Below are 20,619 nucleotides of genomic sequence, written 5' to 3'. Positions count from 1 at the left end.
CGAGGAGTGTACGGCCGGACGGCGCCGCGTGGCGGTGGTTGGAATTCCGCGGCGATCGCGGAAATGTCGCCGTGGAACGGGGGTCAGAGCACCTCGACGAGGACCCATGCGATCACGACGAGCGCGATCAGCAGGACCAGGGCGAGTGTCACACGCGACCGGGGCATCAACGGACCTCCTTCCGGGTCTCGACGGTTCTCGGGGCGACGAGCGCCCGGAACCGGTGGACGAGGACATCCGCGCCCTTCTCGACCGCCACCGCGACGAGGAAGAACAGCGGGAGCCCCATCACGAGCAGGAGCATCACCTGCAACGGGAACGGCAGGGTGGCGAGCCAGAGCTCGACTCTGTCCCAGAACTGCAGGAACGCCGTCACGTCCCGATCCTACGACCGCCCGGCGGTGGCGACCCCGTGGCCTCCCACCACCGAGGAGTCGAGCCCACGCCGACGCAGCAGCGCGGCGGTGCTCGGCTCCGACCCCCGCATGCGGCGGTAGGCGTCGAGGAAGTCGATGGCCCCGCCCCGGGACAGCACCTCGCGCCGCATCCGCTCGCCCGAGGACCGCGTCAGGCCCCCGCTCTCGACGAACCACTCGGTGGCGTCGGCGTCGAGCACCTCGGCCCAGAAGTAGGAGTAGTACGCGGCGGAGTACCCGCCCGCGAAGATGTGCTGGAAGTACCGGGACCGGTAACGCGGCTCGATGCCGGGGACGTCGAGACCTGCCTCGGCGAGGACGCGGGCCTCGAACTCGTCGACGTCGGTGACGGCGTCGGCCTCCTCCGGCGACAGGGAGTGCCAGGCCAGGTCGAGCAGTGCCGCCCCGAGGTACTCCACGGTCGCCTGCCCCTCACCGAAGCGCTCGGCCTCCCGCATCCGCTCGACGAGGTCCTCGACGATCGGCGCCCCCGTCTCCACGTGCCGGGCATAGTGCGCGAGCATCTCCGGTCGACGCGCCCACATCTCGTTGACCTGGGAGGGGAACTCGACGAAGTCCCGGGGCACGGAGGTGCCGGAAAACACCGGGTACTCCACGTCCGACAGCAGCCCGTGCAGGGCGTGCCCGAACTCGTGGAACATCGTGGTGACCTCGTCCATCGTGAGTAGCGTGGGCTGCCCCGCCGCGGGACGGGCCAGGTTCATGACGTTGACGACGACGGGCCGCGAATCCAGGAGCCGGGACTGGTCGCGGAACGAGCTCATCCACGCCCCGCCGCGCTTGGTCGGGCGGGCGTAGTAGTCCAACAGCAGGAGCCCCACGCCGGCGTCGGGCTCGGCCCGCTCGTCGTCGAACACCTCGATGACCCGGACGTCGGGGAGGAACCCGCGCAGGTCGTTCCGCTCGGCGAAGCGCAGCCCGTACAGCTCGGATGCCGCGTGCATCACCCCGTCACGCAGCACCCGCTCGAGCTCGAAGTAGGGACGGACGGTCGCGTCGTCGACCTGGAACCGCTCGGCCCGCAGCCGCTCGGACGCCCAGGCCCAGTCGGCCGGGTTCAGTTCACGGTCGTCGCCGCCGAGCAGGTCCTTGGCCTCGTTGCGGGCGTTGGTCACGGCCGCGTCGACCACGTCGAGCAGCAGCCCGCGAGCCGCCTCGGGCGATCCGGCGGTCTCCACCGCGAGGACGTGCTCCGCGTGGCATCCCAGCCCGAGCAGCCGCGCCCGCTCGGCGCGTAGGCGGACGATCTCCAGCACGACCGGGGTGTTGTCGTGGCCCGGCGTCGCGCCCCGACCGAGTGATGCCTCCATGACGCGGTGGCGCAGACCGGCGTCGTCGAGCAGGGCGCTGATCGGCTGCACGGTGGGAAGCCCCAGTGGGATCAGCCACCCCTCTCGCCCCGACTCGGCGGCGACCGCGGCGAGCGTGGACCGCATGGACTCCGACAGGCCCGCGAGTTCGGTCTCGTCGGAGACCGGGACGGCCAGTTCCGTGGTCGAGGCCAGCAGGTTCTCGCCGAACTCGGTGGTCAACTCGGCCAACCTGGTGTCGATGGCGGTGAGTCGGGCCCGGCCGGCGTCGTCGAGGGCGGCGCCCGCGCGCAGCAGGTCGCGGTGGTGGCGGCGCACGAGCCGCTCCGTCTCGTCGTCGACCTCCAACTCCCCCGCCTCCAGAGCGGAGAGCACCGCGTCCACCCGGCCGAACAGAACCGGGTTGGTCATCACCGCGGAATGGTGCGCGGCCAGCAGCGGCGAGACGACCCGGTCCACGTCGAGGCGGGCCTTGGTGGCGTCCGGGCCGAGCAGGCCGTAGAACACCGACAGGACCCGGTTCAGGGCCAGGCCCGAGCGCTCGAGGGCGACCACGGTGTTGTCCACCGTCGCCGGCTCCGGGTTGGCGACGATCGCGGCGACCTCGGCCGCGTGGTCGTCGATCGCGGTCCGGATGGCCGGCTCCAGATCCTCCTCCCGGATGGCGGCGAAGTCCGGCAGGCCGTACGGCAACGGCGACTCGTCGAGCAGCGGATGACGGGAGGCCTCGGGGCTCGGAAGGGTCATGTGCGGGAGTCTACGTCCGCGGGCGGTCGCGTCGGCGACCGCCGCGGCGGGCCCAGGGGTCACAGCCACTGCGTGGCGGTCTCCCAGGCCAGTCTCACCGCCAGGATGCTGATGACCACGAGGAACACGGTGCGGATGAACTCGTTGCCGTGCCGCATCGCCATCCGCGCCCCGAGGAACCCGCCGGCCAGGTTGGCCACCGCCATGCACCCGCCGATGATCCACAGCAGTTCACCGTGGAGGCCGAACACCAGGATCGAGGCGATGTTCGTGGTGAGATTGGCGAGCTTGGCCGCCACGGTGCCCTGGAGGAACCCGAACCCCAGGAACGCGACGATCGCGATGACGAAGAACGACCCCGTCCCCGGGCCGAGCACCCCGTCGTAGAACCCGATCACCCCACCGATGAGCGCCGAGCGCCACGTCCGCGACCAACCGGTGTGCCGTTCCTCGTGGACCCGCCCCATGGTCGGCGTGAAGTAGGTGTAGGCGCCCACCGCCACGACGGCCACCAGGACGATCGGCGTGAGGAGCTCGTTGGGGATGAACCGGGCCACCGAGGACCCGGCCGCGGATCCCGCGAAAGCCGCCACCACCAGTGGGAGCACCATCGCCACCGGCACACGGATCTTCCGGAGATAGGTCAGGGTCGCGACCAGGGTGCCGGCGACCGAGGACAATTTGTTGGTGCCGAGGATCTCCGGCGTCGAGGCCTCCGCCGGCAGCGCGATGACGAGCGCCGGCAGCTGGATGAGCCCTCCCCCGCCGACCACCGAGTCCACCCACCCGGCGACGAACGCCGCCAGGACGAGCGCGGCGAGCACCCAGACGGACACACCGAGTGCGGGGGACGCGGCGACGGCCGCGAACGATGAGGGCATGGCGATCACTGTGCTGTAATCGGTTTGTGTATATCAACCCTTACGGGGCCGATCCGGTCACCCTGGCCGCCGACCTGGCCAATCGCCGCCCCCGCACCACCCGCGAACTGGTGGACCGCTGTCGCGAGGCGGGGGTGACCATCGACCGGAGCGCCTCGGACGCGGACCTGGACGAGGTCGACACCTTCCTGGACGAGTGGCTCGTCGTCGTCGACACCACTGCGCCGCACGGGCGCGCCGACGCCCTCAACGCCCTCCTGGCCGAGCACTCGGCACCGCCGCGCCTGACCGACCACGACGGCCACTGGCACGTGCACTACCGCGCCGACGACGTCTCCTTCGCGCGCCTGCTCACCGCCATGTTCGCAGTGGGCACCGCACTCCACCTGACCTCGCGGGGCATCGACCGGCTCGCGCGGTGCGCCGCCGACGACTGCGACGCCGTCTTCGCCGACACCACCCGCAACGGACGCAAGACCTACTGCTCGACGCGGTGCACCAACCGGTGCGCCGTCCGCCGACACCGCGCGCGGACCTGAGTCACGCGCACGGTGTCGGGGCCTACTTCTTGTCCGCGCTCGAATCCGCCGACAGCGCCGCGACGAAGGCCTCCTGCGGCACGTCCACCCGCCCGATGGACTTCATCCGCTTCTTGCCCTCCTTCTGCTTCTCCAGCAGCTTGCGCTTACGGCTGATATCGCCGCCGTAGCACTTGGAGAGCACGTCCTTGCGGATCGCGCGGATGTTCTCACGGGAGATGATCTTCGCGCCGATCGCCGCCTGGATCGGCACCTCGTACTGCTGACGCGGGATGAGCTCCTTGAGCTTGCCCGTCATCTTGTTGCCGTAGGCCTGGGCGTAGTCGCGGTGCACGATCGCGCTGAACGCGTCCACGGCCTCACCCTGCAGCAGGATGTCGACCTTGACCAGATCGGAGACCTGCTCGCCGGCCTCCTCGTAGTCCATCGACGCGTAACCCTTGGTCCGGGACTTGAGCGAGTCGAAAAAGTCGAAGATGATCTCGCCCATCGGCATGACGTACCGGAGCTCGACGCGGGTCTCGGACAGGTAGTCCATGCCCTTCATCTCGCCGCGCTTGGACTGGCACAGCTCCATGACGGTGCCCACGTACTCGCTCGGCACGATGATCGTGCACTTGACGATCGGCTCGTAGATCTCGCGGTGCTTGCCCTCGGGCCAGTACGACGGGTTGGTGACCTGGTGCTCGCTGCCGTCCTCCGCGACCACCCGGTACACCACGTTCGGGGCGGTGGAGATGAGATCGAGGTTGAACTCGCGCTCCAGCCGGTCCCGGGTGATCTCCATGTGCAACAGTCCGAGGAAGCCGCAGCGGAAGCCGAACCCGAGCGCGACCGAGGTCTCCGGCTCGTAGTCCAGCGAGGCGTCGTTGAGCTGGAGCTTGTCCAGGGCGTCGCGCAGGACCGGGTAGTCGGAGCCGTCGATCGGGTACAGGCCGGAGAAGACCATCGGGTTGGGCTCGGCGTACCCCGCGAGCGGCTCCTCCGCCCCGCCGCGGGCGGTGGTGATGGTGTCGCCGACCTTGGACTGGCGGACGTCCTTGACGCCGGTGATGAGATAACCGACCTCGCCGGGCCCGAGCCCCTTCGTGGCTTTGGGCTCCGGCGAGATGATGCCGACCTCGAGCGCCTCGTGGGTGCTGCCCGTGGACATCATCCTGACCTTCTCGCGCGGGTTGAGCGAGCCGTCGAACACCCGGACGTAGGTGACGACACCGCGGTAGGTGTCGTACACCGAGTCGAAGATCATCGCGCGGGCCGGGGCGTCCGGATCGCCCACGGGCGCGGGCACCTTTTCGCACACCTTGTCCAGCAGCGCCTCGACGCCCATGCCCGTCTTGCCGGAGACCCGCAGCACGTCGTCCGGCTCGCACCCGACGATGTGGGAGATCTCCTCCGCGAACCGGTCCGGATCCGCGGCCGGCAGGTCGATCTTGTTGAGCACCGGGATGATCTCGAGGTCGTTCTCCATGGCCAGGTAGAGGTTGGCCAGCGTCTGGGCCTCGATGCCCTGCGCGGCGTCGACCAGCAGGATCGCACCCTCGCACGCCTCGAGCGCGCGGGAGACCTCGTAGGTGAAGTCCACGTGGCCCGGGGTGTCGATCATGTGCAGGACGATCTCCTCGCCCTGGTGGGGGCCGGAACGCGGCACCCACGGCAGGCGGACGTTCTGCGCCTTGATGGTGATGCCGCGCTCGCGCTCGATGTCCATCCGGTCGAGGTACTGGGCGCGCATGAGCCGCTCCTCGACCACGCCGGTGAGTTGCAGCATGCGGTCGGCGAGCGTCGACTTGCCGTGGTCGATGTGGGCGATGATGCAGAAGTTCCTGATCCTGGCGGGATCGGTGAACGTCGTCTCTGCGAAGTTGGGAATCTCGATCACTCCTCGGGCGGGCCCGGGCGTGGCTGGGTGCGGTCCGACCGGGCGATCACCCCATTGTCACACGCCCACGCCGGGAACTCCCATCACGTACCGCCCTGTGGGGACGGCGTCCACCGTGCCGTCGTCGAGGAACCGTCCGGTCGAGGCGGTCATGGCCTCGATGTTGGCCGCCATGCGCGCGTCGTCGCCGCGGGCATCGAAGAACACCCCGAGGTCCGTCGCGGCCTCGATGGGGAAGACCTCCTCCACGATCCCGTCGATCACCGGTGCGTCGGCGGTCAACGCGCGGACCACCACGTGCTGGGTGTAGGCGGTGGTGGACTGGGTGTCGATGGCGACCTGCGTGTGCTCCTCGAGCCACGTGCGCAGCCACTCCTCCCGGCCGATGCGCTCGGGCCGCCGCAGGAACGCCAGGTTGGCCATTCCCTCGCACCGGCCGTCCGGCCCCGGTCCGGGCGCGGGCAGCGGCTCGGAGGCGGTGACCGACCAGGCCGACACCGACCCCAGCTCGCGCAGCGCGTCGAGCAGGTCGGCGCACGCGGAAGCCGAGGCGACCGGCACGCGGGCGCGCAGCGCCGCCAGCACCGGCCGCGGCGTGACCCGGACGTCGATCATCGCGCCCGAGACCGCCTCGTCGCGCACGTTGAGCAGGTACTCCTCCACCCCGAGGGCGGCCAGCGGCCCCTCGACGGCGTCCGCGATCCGTGCCCGCAGGCCCGCGGCGTCCGCAGGATCCACCGAGGCGTCGTCGTCTGCCCACACCACTGCCAACAGCATGTCCATGTCGAGATCATAGGGCGGTTACGCTGACGCCCATGGCTATCGACTGGGCCCGGGTGGGTCGAACGGCGGTCCGCGTGGGCCGCAGGTACGGACCGACCGTCGCGCGCGAGGTACGTAGGCGGCTGGACGACCGTGGGGTCTCCCCCGCCCTGTCCCCGGAGGTCGGTGGCGGGGGACGGCCCGCCACCACCGGCACCGCCCCCACCTCGAGCCGGGCTCGCCGGATCGCCTACGCGCCCGACCTCGACGGCCACGCCGACCCCGGCGAGATCGTGTGGACCTGGGTCGAGTTCGAGGAGAACGACGGCCGCGGCAAGGACCGCCCGGTCCTGGTGGTGGGGCGCGACGGGGACCGCCTGCTCGGCCTCCAGCTCTCGTCGCAGCACTCCAGGGACGACGACGAGGGGTGGCTCGGGCTCGGATCGGGCCCCTGGGACCCCGAGGGCCGACCGAGCTGGGTGCGCCTCGACCGCGTGCTGGACGTTCCCGAACAGGGCATCCGCCGCGAGGGCGCGATCTGCCCGCGGTCGAAGTTCGAGGCGGTCGCCGATCGGCTCCGCGCCGACTACGGCTGGCGCTGAGACGTCCGACCCCTCCGGGGCCGGGGATCGACGGAGGCGTCCTCGCACGTTTTGGCCGGTGACACCCCCGCTGGTAAAGTGGGCCGTCGGTGTCCACCGGAGCACGTTGTGCACGTGTCCGCGCGGACGAGACGACAAGACATCCGATCGGCGGGATCCCCTCGTGGAGCCGTCGACACACGACAAAAAGGTGTGACGAGTGGCCAACATCAAGTCCCAGATCAAGCGGAACCGCACCAACGAGCGCAACCGCCTCCGCAACCAGTCGACCAAGTCGGGTCTGCGTACCGCCATCCGCAGCCTGCGTGAGGCCACCGCGGCCGGTGACAAGGAGAAGGCCGGCGCCCTGCTCGTCGCCACCTCCCGTCAGCTCGACAAGGCCGCCAGCAAGGGTGTCATCCACCCGAACCAGGCCGCCAACAAGAAGTCGGCGCTCACCAAGGCTGTCAACAGCCTCTGAGCACCCCGGTCCCTCCCCTGACCGGGAGGCACCCAGCCCCACGTCTGCTCGCCTGACGTGACGAGGCTCCGAGGGCCCACCCCGCACCACGTGCGTGAGGTGGGCCCTCGTCGTATGGGTGGCTGTCGTGTGTGGGGCCTGCGTGTGAGTGGCCGACGTGTCCCCGATGCGGGTCCGCTCACGTCCCCGCTGTGCGGGCCCGGTCAGCCGGCGGACGCGAGCGTTCCGACCGCGCGGACGGCGCGCTCGAGGGCGTAGGACGTGTCCTCCGCCCCGCCCTTGACCTCGCCGTTGAGGGTGGCGACGACCTGCAGCGCGCTGCCCAGGGTCTCGATGGACCAGTACCGGGTCTGGGCGGTGACCTTCTTGACCTTCCACGGCGGCAGGCCCTGCCGGGCCAGGTCGGCCGGCGGCACTCCCCGCTGGGTACCGACCAGGGCGATGGAGTTCACCGCGTCGGCCAGGGCATCCGCGAGCACGACGTGCGGGACGCCGGTGTGCATGGCCCACTCGAGTGCCTCGATCGCGCCGGCCACGTCCCCCGTGACCGCGCGTTCGGCCACGGTGAACCCGCTGACCCCCACGACCCCCGAGTGGTAGCGCCGCACCGCCTCCACGTCGACCTTGCCGCCGGTGTCGGCCACGAGCTGACCGCACGCCGACGCCAACTGCCGCAGGTCCGTGCCCACCGCCTCCACCAGGGCCTCGCAGGCCTCGGGCGCGACCCTCACGTCGAGTGTCCGGAACTCGGACCGGACGAAGCCGACCACGTCCGTGTGCCGGGTGATTTTGCCCGCCGCGTGTTCCTCGGCCCCCGCCTTGCGCAGGTCCGCCACCAGGGCCTTGGCGCGACCGCCACCGGTGTGCTGGACGACCAGAACCGTCTCGGGGGGCAGGTCACGGGCCGCGCCGAGCACCGCGGACTGGGCGTCCTTGCCCAGCTCCGCCGCGCCGGTGATCACCACGATGCGGGCCTCACCGAACAGGGACGGCGAGAGCAGCTCGAACAGCTGCGGAGCCGTGACCTCGGGCCCGCCGAGCCTCGAGACGACCGGCGCGTCCTGCCCGGCGGGGGTCGCCGCACGCACCGCCGAGACGACGCCCGTGGTGGCGCGTTCGGTGAGGAACTCGTCCTCGCCCAACACCAGGTGCAACACAGCCGGTGCCGACCCCGATGCCATCTGCGCTCCTCGTCGTCGTTGTGGTTGTCGTCGTCATCTCTCCCAGTCATCGTGCCACGCCCCGCCGACAGCCCCGCACCACCACCGCGCACCGACCGGTCGACCCGGCCCGCTCCCCCACGTACTTTCGGGGCCACGAGCCAGTCCGACCGTGCGACGCCGACGCGGAGCGCCACGATGCGCGGTGTCCCAGCATCGAAAGGAACGACATGAGCGAGAACCAGGACGTTAACACCGAGACGACGGACCAGCTGACGTTCCAGAACCCGGCTACCCGCTACCCCGCCATCGAGCCGCCGGTCCAACACCAGGACGAGCCGGGCCTCGACGCCGACCTGGAGCCGAAGGCGGACCTCGGCGAGCACTCCTACCGTGGCACCGGCCGGCTCACCGGCCGCAGGGCGCTCATCACCGGCGGCGACTCGGGCATCGGGGCCGCGGTGGCGATCGCCTTCGCCCGCGAGGGCGCCGACGTGGCCATCCACCACCTGCCCGAGGAGGAACCCGACGCCCGCGCGGTCGCCGAGATCATCGAGCGCGAGGGCCGCACGGCCGCGCTCATCCCCGGCGATCTCACCGACCGCGCGTTCTGCGAGAGCCTCGCCGACACCGCCGTCGAGCGGCTCGGAGGCCTCGACATCCTCGTCAACAACGCCGGCAAGCAGGTCGTCGCACCCGCGCTCGAGGATCTGCCCGACGAGCAGCTCACCGACACCTTCGGGGTCAACATCGTCGGGATGTTCCGGGTGACCAGGGCCGCGTTGCGCCATCTGGAACCCGGGTCCACGATCATCAACACCACGTCCGTGGTGGCCTACATGGCGCCGCCGAACCTGTTGGACTACGCGTCCACCAAGGCCGCGATCAACAACTTCACCAAGGGGCTGGCGCAACAGCTCGCCCCCAAGGGGATCCGGGTCAACGCCGTGGCGCCCGGCCCCATCTGGACTCCTCTACAGGTGTCGGACGGGCAGCCCAAGGAGGAGTTGCCCGAGTTCGGCACGTCCACCCCGCTCGGCCGCGCCGGGCAACCCACCGAGTTGGCGCCCGCCTACGTGTTCCTCGCCTCGCCCGAGTCCAGCTACGTGATCGGCGAGACGCTCGCGGTGACCGGAGGCATGCCCACGCCGTGACCCCCGGACCTGTCGGCCTCAGGACCGCCGCTCGGCGTCCTCCATGACCATCCGCTCCCGGGTGTCACCGTGGACCGCGGTGCCCTCCGCGACCGGCTCGTGGAGGGCGCCGGCGGTGTCCGGCACGGGCGTGCCCTTGCTGATCTCGGACTCCGAGAGCTTCCCGGAGAACCGCTCGCCCAGCTCGCGGAACAGCCTGTGCGAGGACCTCGCGGTGCGGGCCTTGGGGCCGACCGGCCGCTCCTGCTGCGGATCGGTGCACGCGTCGATGATCGCCTCCACCACGATGTCGGGATCGTCCATCGCCGACAGCCTGGGCTCGTGTCCGGTGTAGTTTCCGACGTGATCCCACCAGGGCGTGTCGGCGGCCCACGGCAGGATCGTGGACACCGTGACCTGTTCGCCCAACCCGGCCAACCGCAGCTCCTCGTTGAGTGAACGTCCCAGGCTGCTGATGCCCGCCTTCGCCGCGACGTAGCTGGCCTGGTACGCCAACGGCACCTCGCCGGCGACCGAGCCGACGTTGACCAACACGCCCTCCCCTCGAGCGGCGAAGCGGCGCAGCGCCGCATGGGCACCGAACATCATCCCCTTGAGGTCCACGTCGACGAGCCGGGCGTGGTCGGCGACGGGCACCTCCCAGAACAGACCCATGACGCCGACCGCAGCGTTGTTGACCCACACGTCGATGTGACCGAAACGCTCCTCCGCCGCCGCGGCGAGCTGCTCGACGGCGTCCGCGTCGCTGACGTCGGTCGGCACTGCCACCGCGCTGCCGCCGGCCCCGGTGATCTGCGTGACGACCTCCTCCAGCGGTGCGGCCCTCCGGGCGGCGACGACGACGTGGGCACCCCGCTCACCGAGTGCCAGTGCCGTGCCGCGGCCGAATCCGCTCGAGGCACCCGTGACGACGACCGTACGTCCCGCCAGGTCTTCCCGCTTGCCCATGATTCCTCCTCCGGGGGGTTTTCCCGGGGTCCGACTGTGACGCCCATGGTCCACCGCGGTCGCCGACCACGCATCCGGTCAGGCAGCGCCGACGAACGGATGCGGCGGCCTGTGGTCGCCGGGATACTGGGGAGGTGGATCTGCTGCTCGACGCCGTACGCCGCTGGCGCCTGGAGAACGTGCCCGGCGCGTTGGCCAGGGTCGTGCACACCGGGGGGTCGGCGCCCCTTCCGGCGGGTGCGGCGATGGCGGTCGCCGCCGACGGCGAGGTCGTCGGCGGCGTCTCGGGTGGCTGTGTGGACGGGACGGTGTTCTCCCTGTGCGAGCAGGTGATCGCCGACGGCACCCCCGTGCTCGCCCGTTTCGGTGGAGATGAGCTCACTCCGTTCGCGGAAGGGCCGACCTGCGGCGGGACCTCGGAGGTCCTCGTCCACCCGCTCGACGACGCCGGTCACGATGCGCTGGAACGGGTGCGCCAGACGCTGCGCGGAGGTCGGTCGGCGGTCCTCGCGACCACCGTGACAGGTCGATGCCCCGGCGCCCACCTGGTGGTGGCAACCGACGGCACCGAGGGTTCCCTCGGTGCCACGCACCTGGACCGTCACGCGACCCGCGTCGCGGCCGAACACGTCGGACGCCCCGGTGCGGTGACGGTCGACATACCCGGCCCCACGGGCGTCCACGAGCCGGCCACCCGCGTGCTGGTGCACTCCTTCGCTCCCCCCTCCCTTCTCATCTTCGGCGCGAGCGCGTTCGGCGAGGCGCTCAGCCGGGCCGGCGCCCTGCTCGGCTACCGGGTGGTGGTCTGCGACGCCCGCCCCGCCCTCAACCGGCGAGAGCGCTTCCCCGAGGCGCACGAGGTGATCACTTGCTGGCCGCACGACTACCTGGACTCCGTGACGGTCGCCGAATCCACCGCGATCTGCGTGCTCACCCACGACCACAAGTTCGACATACCGCTCCTGCGGTCGGCCCTGCGCAGTCCGGCGGGGTACGTCGGCGCGATGGGTAGTCGACGCGTCCACGCCGAACGACTCGATCTGCTCCGAGCGGAGGGACTCACCGACTCCGAGCTCGCCCGCCTGCGTTCCCCTCTCGGGTTGGACCTCGGTGCGCGCACAGCGGAGGAGACCGCCGTGTCCATCGCCGCCGAACTGGTCGCCCATCTCCGCGGCGGCACCGGCGCGCCGCTCACGGGCCTCGACGTGGCCATCCACCGATGACCGGCCTGGTGCTGGCCGCGGGCGCGGGTCGCCGGTTCGGCCGACCCAAGGCCGTGGTCGACTTCCGCGGAGCCCGGCTGGTCGACCGCGCCGTGGCGCTGCTCCACGCGGGCGGATGTGAGCGGGTCGTGGTGGTCAGTGGCGCGGTCGAGCTGGACGTGCCCGGCGCCGAGGTGGTGCACAATCCGCTCTGGCAGACGGGGATGGGGTCCTCGCTGCGTGCCGGGCTCACGGCGGTCGGGGACGAGGACGCGGTGGTGGTCCCCGTCGACATGCCGTGGCTGGGCGCGGAATCGGTCCGCCGGGTCATGGCCGCCGATGCGCCACTGGCGGTCGCGACCTACGGCGGGGTCCGTGCACACCCGGTCCTCCTCGGCGCCTCACACCATGCCGCGATCATCGCCTCGGCGGTCGGTGACGCCGGAGCTCGCCACCATCTACGGGAGCACTCGCACGAGGTTCGGGAAGTGCCGTGCGACGGCACGGGGTCCCCGCGCGACATCGACCATCCCGCCGATCTCGTGGACGACGGCGGTCCGCCCGGCGGTCACTGATCGACGGGCAGGTGTTCCAGGAGTGCGTCGGCGTGGACCGGTAGGTCGCGGATGCGGGCGCCGGTCGCGTTGTAGACGGCGTTGACGACGGCCGCCGCGCTGCCGACGTTGCCGATCTCGCCCGCACCGCGCGTGCCCATCGGGGTCGCGTGCTCGTCGACCTCGTCCAGCCACACCGCGTCGATATCCGTGGCGTCGGCGTGGGTCGGGACGTGGTAGTCCGCGAGGTTCTGTGTGACGACGTGGCCGAACCGGGTGTCCCGCACGCTCTGTTCGTGCAGCGCCATGGACAGCCCGAACGTCATGCCGCCGATGAACTGCGACCGCACGGTGCGGGGATTGACGACCCGGCCGATGGAGAACACGCCCAACATCCGGGGCACCCGAATCTCCCCGGTGTCGGCGTCCACGCGGACCTCGACGAAGTGGGCGCCGAAGGAGATCGCACGGTAGCGCTCGAGCTCGGGATAGTCGCCGGCTGCGGCGGTGGTCTCCGCGCCGCGGGGCGGATCGTCGCCGTACCTGGTCCGGAACCGTCCGGCCGCGGCGAAGATGGCCGAACCCCAGGATGAGATGCCGGACGAACCGCCGGCGACCGTGGCGTAGGGCAGGGCCGAGTCGCCGATCTCCAGGGTGATCGACTCGGCGGGTCGGCCGAGCGCGTCGGCGGCGACCGCGGTGAGTGCGGTCCACGTGCCGGTGCCGATGTCCACGGCCCCCACCCGGACGCGGTATCGGCCGTCGCCCTCGGCACGGATCGTAGCGCGCGACCCGGGTTGCACCATGTGCGGGTACGCCGCACCCGCCACGCCGTAGCCGACCAGCCAGCAGCCGTCCCGACGGGAGGCCGGAGTGGTCGGGCGCCGGGACCACCCGAATCGCTGCGCACCCTCGCGCAGGCAGTCGACCAGGCGCCGCGACGTCCAGGGTTTGCCCGACTCCGGGTCGGTCTCCGGGTCGTTGCGCACCCGTAGGTCGATGGGGTCGAGCCCGCACGTCTCGGCCAGCTCGTCCATCGCGACCTCCGCCGCGAACGCGCCCGGGGCCTCCCCCGGCGCACGCATCCAGTACGGCGCGGGCACATCCAGAGGCACGGCACGGTGAGTCGTCCTGCGGTTGGGCGCGGCGTACATCGACCGGGACGGGACCGCGGACTGCTCCACGAACTCCTTGACCCGCGAACTCTGCGACCAGGCCTCGTGGCCGATCGCGGTCAGGTGCCCGTCAGCGTCGGCGGCCAGCCGGATCCGGGACACCGTCCGCGGGCGGTACCCGACGAAGACGAACATCTGCTGCCGGGTGACCGCGTACTTGATCAGCCTGCGCGGCAGGTGCATCGCGCCCAGGGCGGCCAGCACGTCGTGGGCGTGCGGTGCGCCCTTGGAGCCGAAGCCGCCGCCGACGTGTGGCGCGATGACCCGGATCTGCCCGGCCTCCAGGCCCAACACCGGTGCCAGCGTCGTGGCCACGCCGTGCGGGGACTGGGTGGAGTCATACAGCGTCAGCAGGGGCTCGTCGGGGTCCCAGTGGGCGGAGACGGCGTGCGGCTCCATGGGATTGTTGTGTTCCTCGGGAGTGGAGTAGCTCTGGTCCACGACGTGGCCGTCGACGCCCGCCTGTGCGAGGGCGGGGCCCATATCACCGGTCGCGGACGTGGGCCCGTAGCCGCCGTTGACGACCTCGGGCTCGTAGGCGTCGGCATGGTCGGGGCGAAAGGCGACGTCGTGGGGCGCCTGGTCGTACGCCACCCGCACCAGCGACTGGGCCCACCGCGCCACCTCGGCGGTCTCGGCCAACACCAGTCCGATCGGCTGACCGCGATAGAGCACCTCCGCGTCCTGACAGATGGCGTACTCGCGCTCCGAGGTGTCGGCCAGCCGCGGCGCGTTCCACGGGGTGAGCACGGCGAGAACCCCCGGCTCGGCCTCGGCCGCCGCGGTGTCCATCGCGGTGACGGTGCCCCGCGCGATGGTGGCGGTGATCGGATGAAGATGCACCGTCTCGCCCGGCCCGGTGTGCTCGAAGGCGTACGGTGCCGTCCCGGTCACCTTGGCGGGGCCGTCGAGACGGGGGACGGACGTGCCCATGGCGCTCATCGAGCATCCTCCTGTCCGGCCGCACCGGCGCGACCGCTCGTAGACCCGGCCGTCAGGTCGCGCAAGACGGCGATCATCGTCCGCCGCAGCAACGGCACCTTGAACTCGGTGCCGTCGACGGGCTCGGCCGCGGCCAGCTCGGCGTCGGCCGCCTCGGCGAACGACGCGGCGGTGGCGGCCCGACCCGTGAGCGTCTCCTCGGCCCGGGTGGCGCGCCACGGCGCGTGGGCGACTCCACCGCAGGCGATCCGGGCGTCGGTGACGACTCCGTCGTCGACGCTCAGATGCGCGGCCACGGAGACGATCGCGAATGCGAAGGACGCCCGGTCACGGACCTTGCGGTAGGTGGCGACGGCGCCGCGCACGGGAGGGGGCAACTCGACCGCCACCACCAGCTCGTCACTCTCCAGGACAGTGTCCCGCTGGGGTTGGTCACCCGGGAGACGGTGGAACCGTGTGACCGGGATCCGACGTTCCCCGCCGGGACCCACGACGATCACAGTCGCGTCGAGTACCGCCAGGGCGACCGCCATGTCGGAGGGATGGGTGGCGATGCAGTCGGAAGAGTGGCCGAAGACCGCGTGATAGCGCGTGTAACCACCTATGGCGGAGCAGCCGGTTCCGGGCTCGCGCTTGTTGCACGGGGTGGTGACGTCCTGGAAGTACACACAGCGGGTCCGTTGGAGCAGATTGCCCCCCGTCGTGGCGAGGTTGCGCAGTTGCGGTGACGCGGCGGACAGCAGTGCGCGGCTCAGCACCGGGTAGTCGGCCCGGATGAGAGGGTGGGCCGCCAGGTCGGCGTTGCGCACGTTGGTGCCGATCCGCACGCCGCCGTCGCCCGACCGGTCGACGGAGTCCAGCGGGAGCCGGGACACGTCCACGACGACGTCCGGGGTGGCCACTCCCAGCTTCATCAGATCGATGAGATTGGTACCGCCCGCCAGTGGTCTGGCACCGGCGTGCTCCTGCAGGAAGGCGACGGCCGAGTCGGTGTCCGTGGGACGTTCGTACCGGAACGGTCTCATCGCTCGGCCCCTTCCGCCTCGTCGCCCGCGGAATCGACGACCTGTCGGATGGCGGCGACGATGTTGGGGTAGGCGGCGCATCTGCACAGGTTGCCGCTCATCCGTTCCCGGATCTCCTCGTCGGTCAGGGCGATCTCCGCACCCGGATCCTCGGTGACGAGGCTCGGCGCGCCGGCCCGGGCCTCGTCGATCATCCCGACGGCGCTGCACACCTGACCGGGTGTGCAGTAGCCGCACTGGAACGCGTCGGTGTCGATGAACGCCTGTTGGAGCGGATGGAGGCCGTTCTCGGACAGGCCCGCCGCGGTGACCACGTCTTTCCCCTCCTGCGCCACCGCCAGCGACAGGCACGAGGTGACCCTGCGGTCGTCAACCAACACGGTGCAGGACCCACACTGTCCGTGGTCGCAGCCCTTCTTGGCCGAGTAGTTACCGAGCCGGTCGCGCAGAGCGTCGAGGAGGGTCGTGCGTGTGTCCACGGTGACGACATGCTGCTCGCCATCAACCCTGAGAGTGATGTCCATCTCCATATTCCGACTGTAGGCGCGGCGGCAGGTGCCCCGCGACCGGTCGGGGGCGCGTGCGGTGGGAGCACACCGCCCAGTGCGCATACGCTCGACGGTCCGGGACCATCCCACCGCGGGCAGCCCGACCGCGGATAGAGAGGACGCACTCGTGACGACGACCCAGGCCGAGGCCACCGATCCCCACGAGGTGGCGCGCCGCGTGTTCGGCTGGGACGACCTGCGCCCGATGCAGGCCGAGGCGATCGAGGCGGCGGTGGGAGGCCGCGACGTGCTGGCGGTGCTGCCCACCGGCTACGGCAAATCGGCGATCTACCAGCTCGCCGGGATCATGGCGGACGGCCCGTGTGTGGTGGTCTCACCGCTCATCGCGTTGCAGAGCGACCAGTGCGAGGGTCTGAACTCGCTCGCGGATTCCGCGCCCACCCGGTCGCTGGCGATCAACTCCTCGATGGGCGTGCGACAGCAGGCGGAGGCCTGGGACGAGGTCGTCGCGGGGCGCGTCCACTTCGTGTTCCTCACCCCTGAGCAACTGGCCAAACGAGAGGTGCTCGACCGGCTCCGTGCCGCCGAGCCGAGCTTCCTCGTGGTCGACGAGGCGCACTGCGTCTCCGCCTGGGGCCACGACTTCCGCCCCGACTACCTGCGGTTGGACGCCGCCCGCCACCGGATGGGGTCGCCGACCGTCATCGCGCTCACCGCCACCGCCTCGACCCCGGTCCGCGAGGAGATCGTCGACAGGCTCGCCATGTCCGACGCCCTGGTGCTGGCCGGAGGATTCGACCGGTCGGAACTGCACCTCGCGGTGAGACGGCACGTCGAGGACGACGGCAAACAGGACGCGGTCGTGGAGCGGGCCGTCGAACTCGGCGGCCCCGGACTGGTCTACACCGCCACCCGCCGGTCCACCGAGGAGTACGCCGAGCGCATCGCCGCACGAGCGGCCGACTCGGATCGGCCGATGAGGGTGCGTGCCTACCACGCCGGCCAGAAGTCGGCCGACCGCGAGGAGACGCTGGGCGCCTTCCTCGATGGTGACCTCGACGTGGTGGTGGCGACGAGTGCGTTCGGGATGGGGATCGACAAGGAGGACGTGCGGTTCGTCCTGCACGCCGACATCCCCGACTCACTCGACACGTACTACCAGGAGGCGGGACGGGCCGGCCGCGACCGCGAGCCGGCGACGATCGAACTCCACTACCGCAGCGAGGACCTGGGCCTGCGGAGTTTCTTCTCGTCGCACAGCGCCGACGAGGAGGTCATCCGGGCGGTCATCAAGCACCTCCGCCGGGCCGACGGCCCGGTGCGGCTGACCCGGTTGAGGAAGTCGCTGGACTTCGGCGGAAAGCGCGTCACGGGGGCGGTCAATCTCCTCGCGGCGGCGGCGGTCGTCGAGTCCGGGCGGGAGGGCCTGCGACTCGTGGAGGACGTGCGGCCCAAGGAGGCGGTCCGGCGGGCCGAGGAGACGTCGGAGACGTTCGAGCGGATCGATCGCTCGCGGATCGAGATGATGCGCGGATACGCCGAGACCGACGGGTGCCGTCGCCAGTTCCTTCTGGGGTATTTCGGTGAGGAGCTCGCGGACCCGTGCGGGAACTGCGACACCTGCGACGCCGGCACCGCGGTCGACCTCACCCACGACGCGGCGGATTTCCCCCTGCAGTCCGCGGTCGTGCACCGTGAGTGGGGCTCGGGGATCGTCATGAGCGTCGACGACGACCGGCTCACCGTGTTTTTCGAGGAACAGGGCTATCGAACGCTGTCACTCGACCTGGTGCGCGACCAGGAACTGCTCACCCGGGCATGACGGGTGGCGAGCCCGGCAGCCCGGCAGCGATGCCGGCGACGGTCTCGAGCCACCACAATGCGGGGGCGCAGGCCGCGGCCAGCAGGACCGCACCGCTCTCCCACACCGGGCCGAGCGCGGCCGCCGCGGTGCCGAGCACGGTGACCAGCGGGACGGCCGGGGCGACGGCGATGTTCGCGGGCAGGGCCCACGGCCCCTGACCCAGGCCCGAGGCCACGAGCACCGGCAACGTGGCCAGGTGGGCGACGACGCACACCGCCAGGATGTCGGCGGCCGGCCCGGGCATCCACGGTCGACGGATCCGCTGGGCCACCGGCCTCGCCGCCAGGACCAGGGCGGCGGTCGCGGTGACGGACAGGACGAAGCCGGTGCCGGTGGCCGTGGCGGGATCGAGCAGGGCGACGACGAGCACCACCGCCGCCAGCGCGGCCAGCGGGCGGCCGGTGCGGTGGGCGCCGAGTGCCGCCAGACCGATGGCCCCGGTGCCGGCGGCGCGCAGGACGGCCGGTTCCGGGCCGACCACCGCCACGAATCCGGCCAGCGCGAGTCCCGCGGCCAGGATCCGCCCACGCCGCCCGACCCCGAGAGCCGCCGCGGCGAGCAGGACCGCACCCACGACGTAGGTGGTGTTGGCACCCGAGACCGCGGCGAGGTGCGCCAGCCCGGCCGCCCGGAACTCCTCCCGGGTCCGGGTGGACACCCCGCCCTCGTCGCCCAGGACGAAGGACGGGAGCAGCCCTGCGGCCTCTCCCTCGAGCGCGCGGCCGGACACCTGCCGGAGCCGCTCCCTCACCGCCGCCGGGACCCGTCCGGACCATCCGGGTGGGCCCGTCACGCGGGGCGGGGACAGCGCCCGGAGTGCAGGTGGTTCTCCCGCGGATCGCGGCTCCACCACCGCCACCGATGCCTCCACCCGGGTCCCCGGCGGGAGCCCCCGCCAGCCGTTGCGGGCCAGCAGCACAACGTCGAGTTCGGCCTCGCGCGCCGAGCTCCCCGACCCGGTGGACTCCACCCGGACCGGCACCATCACCCCGCCGCCGCGGATCGGCCGGTCAAAGCCGGTCACCACCGCCTGTACCCCTGTCCGCGCGCCCACCAGATCGTTCAGCGGGTGCGCGGACAGGGCGTGCACCCGGGCGGCCTGTACCCCCGCCGCAACCGCGCCCGTCGCGCACACCACCGCGAGGACGCCCAGCGCGGCGCGGTCGAGTCGCTCACGCACCCCGTGCCCGGAACCGGTCGACCCGCCGACGGACCACAGCGCGGCGACCACCGCGGCCGCCGCCAACACCACCGCGACGGCGGCGGCGAGAGCCGGGCGGACCACGCCCGTCGCGGCCGTGGCCGCGAACACCGCGAGCGTCGGCACGACCAGCCGCAGATCCCGCGCCGCAGGGATCCGGCGCCGTGACGTGTCGACCGGGTCGCTCACACCGTGACCAGCGGCCGGAGCCGTGCCAGGGTCGCCGGCCCGATACCGTCGACCTCCACCAGCTGGTCGACGCTGGTAAACGACCCGTTCGCGGCCCGCCACGCCAGGATCGACGACGCGGTCACCGGCCCCACGCCGGGCAACGACTCGAGTGCCGCCGCGTCGGCGGCGTTGAGATCGACCAGACCCCCACCTCCTCCCGGATCCGGTGAACCCGCCGCGGGCGCTCCGGTCCCCGGTGCCGCCTGCCCCGGGCCGGGGCCCGGTGCGATGATGTCGCTGCGCGGACCTCCCGACCCGTCCGGGCCGGGGGCCGACCCGACGAGGATCTGTTCGCCGTCGGAGACCTTGCGCGCCAGGTTGAGCCCGTCCCGGTCCCCGCCCTCCAGGACACCCCCCGCACTGTCGAGCGCGTCGGCGACCCGGGCGCCGGGCGCGAGGGTGACCAGTCCACTGCGGCCGACCAGCCCGACGACGGAGACGACGACCGGCTCCCCGGCGGGAACCGCCTCCCCGGGTACCGACCCCGGGGACGGTGGGGCGGGCCGGTGCGAGGCGCCGGTCTCGTCAGCGGCCTCGGTAACGGTCTCCCCCACCTCCGCCAACGGGAGGTCGGGCACCGCAGGCCCCTCGGGGACGGACGAGATCAGACGGTGCACGGAGAACGCGCCGAGACCCAGCACGAGCATCACCAGGGCGATCCCGGCGAGCCGGTCGGGCGCCCACCGGATGCGACCCCACCACGGCGGGTCGGCCCAGGCGGTCGCATCCGGGTACTGCGGCGGGATCCGCTCCGGCCGGTCACCCGCGGGGTCGAGGTCGGCCCACGGCACCGCGGCCAGCCGGCCGGGCCCACCACCGGTTGCCGGAGGGGCGTCGCCCGGGGCCGGACGATGATCGACCGCGGCAGGACGGTCGGCGTCCGGTGGCGAGAGTGCGCTGGCGAGTCGGTGCAGGGCGGCCGCCCGCGCAGGGTCCCGGTGGGAGTCGACGGGGCCGCCGGATCGTGCCGGGGTCTCGGTTCGCATGGCGCGAAGCTAGCCCGGCACATCCTCCGCGGTGGCCCCGATCGCGGC

At 71.9% G+C, this 20,619-nt stretch carries 19 protein-coding genes; 7 read left to right on the top strand and 12 right to left on the bottom strand.

The features are described 5' to 3' along the window. Positions 1 to 166 precede the first annotated feature (166 nt). Genes VZF99_RS05180 through VZF99_RS05170 form a run of 3 tightly spaced genes read right to left on the bottom strand, consistent with a single transcriptional unit; the run spans position 167 to position 3,375 of the window. Complete coding sequence (locus VZF99_RS05180) at positions 167 to 376, bottom strand: hypothetical protein (protein WP_069389696.1); 210 nt, start codon at positions 374 to 376, stop codon at positions 167 to 169. 9 nt (positions 377 to 385) lie between these two features. Continuing rightward, the gene (locus tag VZF99_RS05175; RefSeq protein ID WP_407335835.1) at positions 386 to 2,494 is read right to left on the bottom strand and encodes a M3 family metallopeptidase; all 2,109 of its coding nucleotides are present in this window, start codon (positions 2,492 to 2,494) and stop codon (positions 386 to 388) included. Positions 2,495 to 2,553: 59 nt separating this feature from the next. Beyond that, positions 2,554 to 3,375, bottom strand: coding sequence for a TSUP family transporter (locus VZF99_RS05170; protein WP_407335834.1), 822 nt, complete (start codon positions 3,373 to 3,375; stop codon positions 2,554 to 2,556). A gap of 26 nt (positions 3,376 to 3,401) precedes the next feature. Here VZF99_RS05170 and VZF99_RS05165 point away from each other — a divergent pair, with 26 nt between their 5' ends. Then, positions 3,402 to 3,914, top strand: a complete 513-nt coding sequence (locus VZF99_RS05165) for a CGNR zinc finger domain-containing protein (protein ID WP_096905753.1) — start codon at positions 3,402 to 3,404, stop codon at positions 3,912 to 3,914. A gap of 22 nt (positions 3,915 to 3,936) precedes the next feature. Here VZF99_RS05165 and lepA read toward each other — a convergent pair whose 3' ends face one another. After that, the gene (lepA, locus tag VZF99_RS05160) at positions 3,937 to 5,796 is read right to left on the bottom strand and encodes a translation elongation factor 4 (protein WP_067719655.1); all 1,860 of its coding nucleotides are present in this window, start codon (positions 5,794 to 5,796) and stop codon (positions 3,937 to 3,939) included. Between the two features lie 57 nt (positions 5,797 to 5,853). Next, positions 5,854 to 6,579: an EthD domain-containing protein gene (locus tag VZF99_RS05155; RefSeq protein WP_317470698.1), complete on the bottom strand. Its 726-nt coding sequence runs from the start codon at positions 6,577 to 6,579 to the stop codon at positions 5,854 to 5,856. Between the two features lie 32 nt (positions 6,580 to 6,611). On the opposite strand from VZF99_RS05155, the gene VZF99_RS05150 reads away from it, so the two are divergent. Further along, the gene (locus tag VZF99_RS05150; protein WP_206474262.1) at positions 6,612 to 7,160 is read left to right on the top strand and encodes a type II toxin-antitoxin system PemK/MazF family toxin; all 549 of its coding nucleotides are present in this window, start codon (positions 6,612 to 6,614) and stop codon (positions 7,158 to 7,160) included. Positions 7,161 to 7,359: 199 nt separating this feature from the next. Beyond that, complete coding sequence (rpsT, locus tag VZF99_RS05145; RefSeq protein ID WP_096905757.1) at positions 7,360 to 7,620, top strand: 30S ribosomal protein S20; 261 nt, start codon at positions 7,360 to 7,362, stop codon at positions 7,618 to 7,620. Between the two features lie 203 nt (positions 7,621 to 7,823). Here rpsT and holA read toward each other — a convergent pair whose 3' ends face one another. Next, positions 7,824 to 8,801 (bottom strand): DNA polymerase III subunit delta, encoded by a 978-nt coding sequence (gene holA / locus VZF99_RS05140; RefSeq protein WP_120286295.1) that lies wholly within the window; start codon positions 8,799 to 8,801, stop codon positions 7,824 to 7,826. Positions 8,802 to 9,010: 209 nt separating this feature from the next. Between holA and VZF99_RS05135 the strand changes: the two genes are divergently transcribed. Beyond that, a complete protein-coding gene (locus VZF99_RS05135) occupies positions 9,011 to 9,934 on the top strand; it encodes an SDR family oxidoreductase (RefSeq protein ID WP_096905759.1) in 924 nt (307 codons plus the stop codon). A gap of 18 nt (positions 9,935 to 9,952) precedes the next feature. Here VZF99_RS05135 and VZF99_RS05130 read toward each other — a convergent pair whose 3' ends face one another. Next, a complete protein-coding gene (locus VZF99_RS05130) occupies positions 9,953 to 10,882 on the bottom strand; it encodes an SDR family NAD(P)-dependent oxidoreductase (RefSeq protein WP_407335833.1) in 930 nt (309 codons plus the stop codon). 134 nt (positions 10,883 to 11,016) lie between these two features. On the opposite strand from VZF99_RS05130, the gene VZF99_RS05125 reads away from it, so the two are divergent. Beyond that, a complete protein-coding gene (locus VZF99_RS05125; protein WP_407335832.1) occupies positions 11,017 to 12,105 on the top strand; it encodes an XdhC family protein in 1,089 nt (362 codons plus the stop codon). Further along, entirely contained in the window at positions 12,102 to 12,659 is a 558-nt protein-coding gene (locus tag VZF99_RS05120) for an NTP transferase domain-containing protein (protein ID WP_120286297.1), read from the top strand. The genes VZF99_RS05125 and VZF99_RS05120 overlap by 4 nt, the downstream gene beginning before the upstream one ends. On the opposite strand, the gene VZF99_RS05115 is transcribed toward VZF99_RS05120, so the two are convergent. Genes VZF99_RS05115 through VZF99_RS05105 form a run of 3 tightly spaced genes read right to left on the bottom strand, consistent with a single transcriptional unit; the run spans position 12,653 to position 16,310 of the window. Beyond that, the gene (locus tag VZF99_RS05115) at positions 12,653 to 14,755 is read right to left on the bottom strand and encodes a xanthine dehydrogenase family protein molybdopterin-binding subunit (RefSeq protein ID WP_407335831.1); all 2,103 of its coding nucleotides are present in this window, start codon (positions 14,753 to 14,755) and stop codon (positions 12,653 to 12,655) included. The two genes, VZF99_RS05120 and VZF99_RS05115, sit on opposite strands and share 7 nt — an antisense overlap. Next, positions 14,752 to 15,780: a xanthine dehydrogenase family protein subunit M gene (locus tag VZF99_RS05110; protein WP_069389687.1), complete on the bottom strand. Its 1,029-nt coding sequence runs from the start codon at positions 15,778 to 15,780 to the stop codon at positions 14,752 to 14,754. The genes VZF99_RS05115 and VZF99_RS05110 overlap by 4 nt, the downstream gene beginning before the upstream one ends. Then, a complete protein-coding gene (locus VZF99_RS05105; RefSeq protein ID WP_069389686.1) occupies positions 15,777 to 16,310 on the bottom strand; it encodes a (2Fe-2S)-binding protein in 534 nt (177 codons plus the stop codon). The genes VZF99_RS05110 and VZF99_RS05105 overlap by 4 nt, the downstream gene beginning before the upstream one ends. A 145-nt stretch (positions 16,311 to 16,455) precedes the next feature. Between VZF99_RS05105 and VZF99_RS05100 the strand changes: the two genes are divergently transcribed. After that, positions 16,456 to 18,111 carry an ATP-dependent DNA helicase RecQ gene (locus VZF99_RS05100; protein ID WP_096905761.1) on the top strand — a complete coding sequence of 552 codons (1,656 nt, stop codon included), beginning with the start codon at positions 16,456 to 16,458 and terminating at the stop codon, positions 18,109 to 18,111. Here the strand turns inward: VZF99_RS05100 and VZF99_RS05095 are convergent. Beyond that, positions 18,098 to 19,543, bottom strand: a complete 1,446-nt coding sequence (locus tag VZF99_RS05095) for a ComEC/Rec2 family competence protein (protein WP_120286300.1) — start codon at positions 19,541 to 19,543, stop codon at positions 18,098 to 18,100. The genes VZF99_RS05100 and VZF99_RS05095 overlap by 14 nt on opposite strands. Further along, entirely contained in the window at positions 19,540 to 20,571 is a 1,032-nt protein-coding gene (locus VZF99_RS05090) for a helix-hairpin-helix domain-containing protein (RefSeq protein ID WP_096905763.1), read from the bottom strand. Before VZF99_RS05090 ends, VZF99_RS05095 begins: the two co-directional genes overlap by 4 nt. Positions 20,572 to 20,619 lie beyond the last annotated feature (48 nt).

This window comes from Dietzia kunjamensis (genome assembly GCF_045689975.1).
In the GTDB taxonomy this organism is placed as follows: domain Bacteria; phylum Actinomycetota; class Actinomycetes; order Mycobacteriales; family Mycobacteriaceae; genus Dietzia; species Dietzia kunjamensis.
Note: the sequence above shows the minus strand (reverse complement) of the source record. Positions and strands in the feature narration are given on the sequence as shown.

Bases quoted from the DNA above. Each gene is read 5' to 3' on its own strand.
- VZF99_RS05175 (WP_407335835.1), bottom strand. From the start codon at position 2,494: ATGACCCTTCCGAGCCCCGAGGCCTCCCGTCATCCGCTGCTCGACGAG.
- VZF99_RS05170 (WP_407335834.1), bottom strand. From the start codon at position 3,375: ATGCCCTCATCGTTCGCGGCCGTCGCCGCGTCCCCCGCACTCGGTGTG.
- VZF99_RS05155 (WP_317470698.1), bottom strand. From the start codon at position 6,579: ATGGACATGCTGTTGGCAGTGGTGTGGGCAGACGACGACGCCTCGGTG.
- VZF99_RS05150 (WP_206474262.1), top strand. From the start codon at position 6,612: ATGGCTATCGACTGGGCCCGGGTGGGTCGAACGGCGGTCCGCGTGGGC.
- holA (WP_120286295.1), bottom strand. From the start codon at position 8,801: ATGGCATCGGGGTCGGCACCGGCTGTGTTGCACCTGGTGTTGGGCGAG.
- VZF99_RS05135 (WP_096905759.1), top strand. From the start codon at position 9,011: ATGAGCGAGAACCAGGACGTTAACACCGAGACGACGGACCAGCTGACG.
- VZF99_RS05130 (WP_407335833.1), bottom strand. From the start codon at position 10,882: ATGGGCAAGCGGGAAGACCTGGCGGGACGTACGGTCGTCGTCACGGGT.
- VZF99_RS05120 (WP_120286297.1), top strand. From the start codon at position 12,102: ATGACCGGCCTGGTGCTGGCCGCGGGCGCGGGTCGCCGGTTCGGCCGA.
- VZF99_RS05115 (WP_407335831.1), bottom strand. From the start codon at position 14,755: ATGAGCGCCATGGGCACGTCCGTCCCCCGTCTCGACGGCCCCGCCAAG.
- VZF99_RS05110 (WP_069389687.1), bottom strand. From the start codon at position 15,780: ATGAGACCGTTCCGGTACGAACGTCCCACGGACACCGACTCGGCCGTC.
- VZF99_RS05105 (WP_069389686.1), bottom strand. From the start codon at position 16,310: ATGGAGATGGACATCACTCTCAGGGTTGATGGCGAGCAGCATGTCGTC.
- VZF99_RS05090 (WP_096905763.1), bottom strand. From the start codon at position 20,571: ATGCGAACCGAGACCCCGGCACGATCCGGCGGCCCCGTCGACTCCCAC.